The sequence below is a fragment of the Micromonospora craterilacus genome (assembly GCF_003236315.1).
Taxonomy (GTDB): domain Bacteria; phylum Actinomycetota; class Actinomycetes; order Mycobacteriales; family Micromonosporaceae; genus Micromonospora; species Micromonospora craterilacus.
In genome coordinates, this window is sequence record NZ_POTY01000075.1 from 21,575 (window position 1) to 27,746 (window position 6,172).

At 73.2% G+C, this 6,172-nt stretch carries 4 protein-coding genes; 2 read left to right on the forward strand and 2 right to left on the reverse strand.

The genetic code is table 11. The features are described 5' to 3' along the window. Nucleotides 1-5 precede the first annotated feature (5 nt). Together C1I95_RS14125 and C1I95_RS35230 are read right to left on the reverse strand one after the other, a co-directional pair. Complete coding sequence (locus C1I95_RS14125; protein WP_111214280.1) at nucleotides 6-2,195, reverse strand: bifunctional polysaccharide deacetylase/glycosyltransferase family 2 protein; 2,190 nt, start codon at nucleotides 2,193-2,195, stop codon at nucleotides 6-8. Continuing rightward, entirely contained in the window at nucleotides 2,188-2,931 is a 744-nt protein-coding gene (locus tag C1I95_RS35230) for a hypothetical protein (protein WP_158566397.1), read from the reverse strand. Before C1I95_RS35230 ends, C1I95_RS14125 begins: the two co-directional genes overlap by 8 nt. 392 nt (nucleotides 2,932-3,323) lie before the next feature. On the opposite strand from C1I95_RS35230, the gene pta reads away from it, so the two are divergent. Continuing rightward, nucleotides 3,324-5,429 carry a phosphate acetyltransferase gene (gene pta / locus C1I95_RS14135; RefSeq protein WP_111214282.1) on the forward strand — a complete coding sequence of 702 codons (2,106 nt, stop codon included), beginning with the start codon at nucleotides 3,324-3,326 and terminating at the stop codon, nucleotides 5,427-5,429. Nucleotides 5,430-5,476: 47 nt separating this feature from the next. Continuing rightward, a partial coding sequence (locus C1I95_RS14140) for an acetate/propionate family kinase (protein ID WP_369122539.1) occupies nucleotides 5,477-6,172 on the forward strand: 696 nt, incomplete at its 3' end.

Sequence of the window (6,172 nt, forward strand, 5' to 3'; positions counted from 1 at the left end):
GCCCGTCAACGCGAGTTGGCGGGGGCGCTGGCCGGGGTGGGAGTCAGGCCGGTGCGGCGGAGCTTCTGCCAGCCGAGGCGACCGCCGGTCAGGGCGGTCACCACCGACTGGATCATCACCAGGTACATCAGCTGGCGGTACGCGAACTGCTGCAACGGAAGCACCCACAGCACGCCCAGCTTCTCCCGGTCCAACCGGAACGCCACCACCGCGGTCAGCATCTGCACGCCGAGCATGACCAGCCAGGCGACCGCCGTCGCGGTCCGGTCGAGGAAGAACAGCCCGTAGAGCGCGAGCAGGTCGATCACCGGGGCCAGCAACGGCAGGAGCACCCCGAACAGACTCAGGAAGAGCAGGCAGCGACGGGTGAACCGGCCCGAGGCACCGCGATCCAGCAGCGAGCGGCGGTGCTTCCACATCGCCTGCATGGTGCCGTAGCTCCACCGGTAGCGCTGCTTCCAGAGCTGTCCCAGGGTCGTCGGCGCCTCGGTCCAGGCCCGCGCCGTCTCCTCGTAGACCACCTTCCAGCCGGCCCGGCCGAACGCCATGGTGATGTCGGTGTCCTCGGCCAGGGTGTCGTCGGTCATCCCACCGGCGTACTCCAGCGCCTGGCGGCGGAACGCGCCGATCGCCCCGGGCACGGTGGACATGCAGCGCAGCGTCTCGTAGAGCCGGCGGTCCAGGTTGAAGCCGATCACGTACTCGATGTGCTGCCACTTGGCGATCAGGCTGTCGCGGTTGCCCACCTTGACGTTGCCGGCGACCGCGCCCACCTGCGGGTCCGCGAACGGCTGGACCAGCCGCCGCACGGAGTCCGGCTCGAACACGGTGTCCCCGTCGACCATCACGATCAGGTCGTGCCGGGCCAGCGCCACCCCGGTGTTCAGGGCGCTCGGCTTGCCACCGTTGGGTTTGCGGACGACCCGGACGTTGGGCAGCCCGAGCGCCTCGACGATCTCCGGCGTCCCGTCGGTGGAACCGTCGTCGACGACGATCACCTCGATCCCGCCCGGATGGTCGCCGCCGGCCAGGGAGCGGACCGCCGCGGCGATCCCCTCCTTCTCGTTGTACGCGGGCACGATCACCGACACCGGCTCGGTGACCGGCGGCCCCCACGCCCAGTCCTTGGCGCGGCGCTGGCGCGCATGCCGGCCGGCGAGCACGAGCAGCAGGACGGTACGCCCCACGGTGAGCACGCCCACCGCGACGAAGATCCAGCCGAGCACGCCCAGCGTCCGGTCCGCGCCCTGTACCGCCCAGATCAGCATCCGGCCGCGCCAGCGCTCCCCCGCACCGGCCGGCTGGCCCACGCTGACCTGGTGGTCGATCCCGGCCTCGGCGAGCGCGAGGTTCAACCCCCCGGTCACCGTGACGAACCGGTAGCCGCGCTCCTTCATGAGCGGGATGAACCGGTCGAGGGCGGCCACGGTCTGGGCCCGGTCGCCGCCCGCGTCGTGCCAGAGCGTGACGGCTCCGGAGTATCCGAGCGGCACCACGTTGGCGATGATCTGGTCCACGCCGGGCAGCGCCCAGTCCCGGCTGTCGGTGTCGTTGAGCACGCTCAGGTAGCCCAGGTCGCCGGCCTGGGTGAACACCGGCCAGTTCTGGTCGTCGATGGCCGCCGCGTACGAGGAGTACGGGAACCGGATCAGCGAGGTGCGTACCCCGGCCGCGCTGGCGACGGCGAGCTGGGTCTGGGTGTACTCCATGCGGCGCCGCCAGCCCGGCAGTGCGGTCAGGTCCGGGTGGGTGAAGGTGTGTACGCCGAGCTCGTGACCGCCCGCGGCCAGTTCCCTGAGCAGATCCGGATGGCGGGCCACCTGCGACCCGACCACGAAGAAGGTCGCCGGGACCTGGTGGGCCGCCAGCACCCGCAGCACCTCCGGGGTCCAGACCGGGTCCGGGCCGTCGTCGAAGGTGAGCGCGATGGTCCGCGGCGGCAGCCGGTACGAGCGGGTCTGCCCGGCCGTGCTGCTGATGATCGGACCACCGGTGACCACCTCCGTGGGCACCTCATGCTGCTCGGACTGGGTCTGCTGGCGGTCCGGGGCGAAGGACGCGTTGGCGTACGCGCCGACCAGGAGCACGCCGGCCAGCACGGTGCACAGCACGCCGAACACGGTCCAGCTCGGTGGCGGCACGACCCGACGGCCCAGCCCGGGCCGGCGGCTCCGCCGCGACGGCCGGTCAGCCATCGACGCGCGTACCGGCGGTGGCGCCGGCCGGAGGGGCGGTGACCGGAGCCGGCTCGCTGGAGGGCGGTTCGACGCTGGGTGTCGACCCGGGCGCGGGTGCCCGTGTCGAACGGGGTTCGGCCGGCGCCGACGACGGTTCGCGGCTGGGCGCCGCCGGTACGGCCGAGGCCGAGGGGGACCGGGACGTCGTGCTCGGGGCCCGTGTACCGCTGGTGGTCCGCGGCGCGGCCGGTGTGCGCGCCACGGGCGCCTCGGCAGCGGGCTGCGACGGCGCGGGCGGCGGCTGCCATTGTTGCTGGGTCGGCTCCACGAAGGGCAGCACCGTCTCGGGGTTGACCGGGCCGCCGGCGAAGCTCGCCACGACCAGTCCGGTGTAGAGCAGGCCCACCAGCCCCAGGACGTACGCGATCCAGCGCAGCCGGGACCGACGCCGGCCGCTGGGGTCGACGAAGACCGGTGGTAGCTGGGGAATCGCCGCCATCACGGTGGTGGGGCTGTCGCCACGCACCATCATCACCGTCGGTGCGTCCACCGCCGGCCGCGGCACGGCTGGTACGTCCACGGCCCGGACGGCCGGCTGCACCACGGTCGGGGCGTCCACGGTGCGCAGCATCATGGTGAGCGCGTCGACGCTCGGCCGGCCCGGCTGGTCGGCGCCGCTCTCGTCTGCCGCGGACCGCCTGCCGCCCAGCGCGCCGGTTGCCGGATCAGCGCTGGCCAGGGGATCCGCGTTCATGAGTCGGGAGTTTAGGAGTGAGCGATCCTCGACTTGCATGCGGAGTCGGCCATCGGGATGCAAGTTGCAGTCGGCGAACCGCCCACCCGACCTCGGCGTGACCGCGCTCCTGCGGAGCGTGAGGGACGGCTCGACCGGTACGCCGATCGGCGCCCGGGCCACCCTCCCCGGCCTGACGAACCCCGCCCGAACCGGTTCGAACGGCCCAGCCATGATCAGACTGACGGCCCCACCAAGATCGTCCGATCCGGCCCCCGACGCGGTCCGGACGGGCAAAAATGAAGATCCTCTCGGTCGACACCGAGGTCAGCCGCCCGGCGGCGAGGCCGGCACCGGACGGCCTGCGGACCCGGGTACGAGGACCCGGGCGGGACCGACCTGGATCTTGTAGCGTGAGTTCCGTGGCCCGGAGCGTGTACCTGACCAGCATCGGCTCGGGCGGGGGGAAGTCGACCATCGCCCTCGGCCTGGCCGAGCTGCTGTCCCGGCAGGTCGGGCGGATCGGCGTCTTCCGACCGCTGGTCGCGCACGGCCGGCCCGACCCGATCCTCGCCCTGCTCAGCGAGCGGTACCGGGTCGGGCTGCCGGTCGAGGATCTGTGCGGCAGCACCTACACCGAGGCGACCGCCCTGGTCGCCGACGGTCGGCGGGAGGAGCTGATCTCCCGGATCGTGGAACGCTACCGGGACGTGGAACGGCGGTTCCCGGCGATGGTCGTGGTGGGCAGCGACTTCGCCGGCGCCGGTGACACCGCCGGGCCGCGCGAGCTGGCCTTCAACGCCCGACTGGCGACGGAGTTCGGCAGCGTCGTGGTACCCGTGGTGGACGGGTACGGGCAGCAGCCGGCGGCGATCACCGCCGCCACCCGCGGGGCGTACCACGACGTCGCGGACCTCGGCGCGACCGTGCTCGCCGTGCTCGCCAACCGGGTGCCGGGCGAGATGACACTGCCCCGGCTGCCGGTGCCCGCGTACGCCATCCCGGAGGTGCCGAGCGTGTCGGCGCCGACGGTGGCCGAGGTGGCGACGGCGCTCGGCGCCACCCTGCTGGCCGGCGACGACACCGCTCTCGGCCGCGACGTGCTCGACTACGTGGTCGGCGCGGCCCACGTGCCGACCCTGCTGGAACACCTGACCGAGGGCGCGCTGCTGATCATGCCGGGCGACCGGGACGACCTGCTGGTAGCGGCCAGCGCGGCGCATGTTGCCGGCCAGGTGTCGCTGGCCGGGCTGGTGCTCACCCTCGGCGTGCCGCCCGACCCCCGGGCGATGCGGCTGGTCGAGGCACTGAACGCCCGGCTCGCGGTACTCTCGGTGCCCAGTGACAGCTACCACACGGTGGCCGCGTCGAGCCGGATCGAGGGCCGGCCCAGCACCGCCAACCCGCGCAAGGTGGAGGCCGCGCTCGGCGCGTTCGAGGCGCATGTCGACACGGTCGAGCTGGCCAGCCGGCTACGGGTCAGCCGCTCCGAGCGGGTCACCCCGCTGATGTTCGAGTACGACCTGATCGATCGGGCCCGGACCCGGCGCCGGCACGTGGTGCTGCCGGAAGGGGCCGAGGGGCGGATCCTGCGCGCCACGGAGATCCTGCTGCGCCGGGGAGTCGCCGACCTGACCCTGCTCGGCCGCCCCGACGAGGTCGCCCGGCGCGCCCGGGAACTGGGCGTCGACATCGGCGCGGCCCGGGTGGTGGATCCGGCGACCAGCCAGTGGCGCGACGAGTTCGCCGAGGCGTACGCGAAGCTGCGCGCCCACCGGGGAGTCACCGTCGAGCTGGCGTACGACATCGTCGCGCAGCCGAACTACTTCGGCACCATGATGGTGTGGGCCGGCTACGCCGACGGCATGGTCTCCGGCGCCACCCACACCACTGCGGCGACCATCCGGCCCGCGTTCGAGATCGTCAAGACCGTGCCGGAGGTCTCCGTCGCCTCCAGCGTCTTCTTCATGCTGCTCGCCGACCGGGTGCTGGTGTACGGCGACTGCGCGGTCAACCCCGACCCGGACGCCGCCCAGCTCGCCGACATCGCGATCTCCTCCGCCGACACCGCGGCCCGGTTCGGCATCGAACCCCGGGTGGCGATGCTGTCGTACTCGACCGGCAGCTCCGGCGCGGGGGCGGACGTGGCGAAGGTCGCGGCGGCCACCGCGCTGGTCCGCCAGCGCCGGCCCGAACTGGCCGTGGAGGGACCGATCCAGTACGACGCGGCGATCGACCCGGCCGTGGCGGCGACGAAACTGCCCGGCAGCTCGGTCGCCGGCCGGGCCACGGTCTTCATCTTCCCGGACCTGAACACGGGCAACAACACGTACAAGGCGGTGCAGCGCTCGGCCGGGGCGGTGGCCGTCGGGCCGGTGTTGCAGGGCCTGCGCCGGCCGGTCAACGATCTTTCCCGGGGGGCCACCGTGCCGGACATCGTCAACACCGTGGCGATCACCGCCATCCAGGCGGCCGCGCTCGCCGAGGCTCCGCGACCGTCCGACGAGGCGGTGTCATGAGCGAGCGCAGCGGCCAGGTCGGCGGCGTGCCGCGCCATGGCAGTGACCTGAGCAAGGTGCTGGTACTCAACTGCGGGTCGTCGTCGGTCAAGTACCGGCTGTACGACGGGGAACGCGTCGCCGCCAAGGGCACCGTCGAGCGGATCGGCGAGCCCGGCGGCGGCCCGGCCGACCATGCCGGCGCGGTCCGGCAGATCCTGGCCGGGCTGGACCTGACCGGGCTCGCCGCCGTCGGTCACCGGGTGGTGCACGGCGGCCGGCGGTTCACCTCCCCGACGCTGGTCGACGACGCGGTGCTGGCCGCCATCACCGACCTGGTGCCGCTGGCACCGCTGCACAACCCGGCGAACCTCGCCGGCATCGCGATGGCCCGCGGCGCGCTGCCCGAGGTGCCGCAGGTCGCCGTCTTCGACACGGCGTTCCACCACACCCTGCCCGATTCCACCGCCACGTACGCGATCGACCGGGACGTCGCGCAGCGGTACGGCATCCGGCGGTACGGCTTCCACGGCACCTCGCACGCATACGTCTCCCGGCGCACGGCGGAGCTGCTGGGCCGCCCGTACGCCGAGGTCAACACGATCACCCTGCACCTGGGCAACGGGGCCAGCGCGTGCGCGATCGCCGGTGGGCGCAGCGTGGCCACCTCGATGGGGATGTCCCCGCTGGAGGGCCTGGTGATGGGCACCCGGAGTGGGGACCTGGATCCGACCATCGTCTTCCACCTGCGCCGGGAGGGCGGG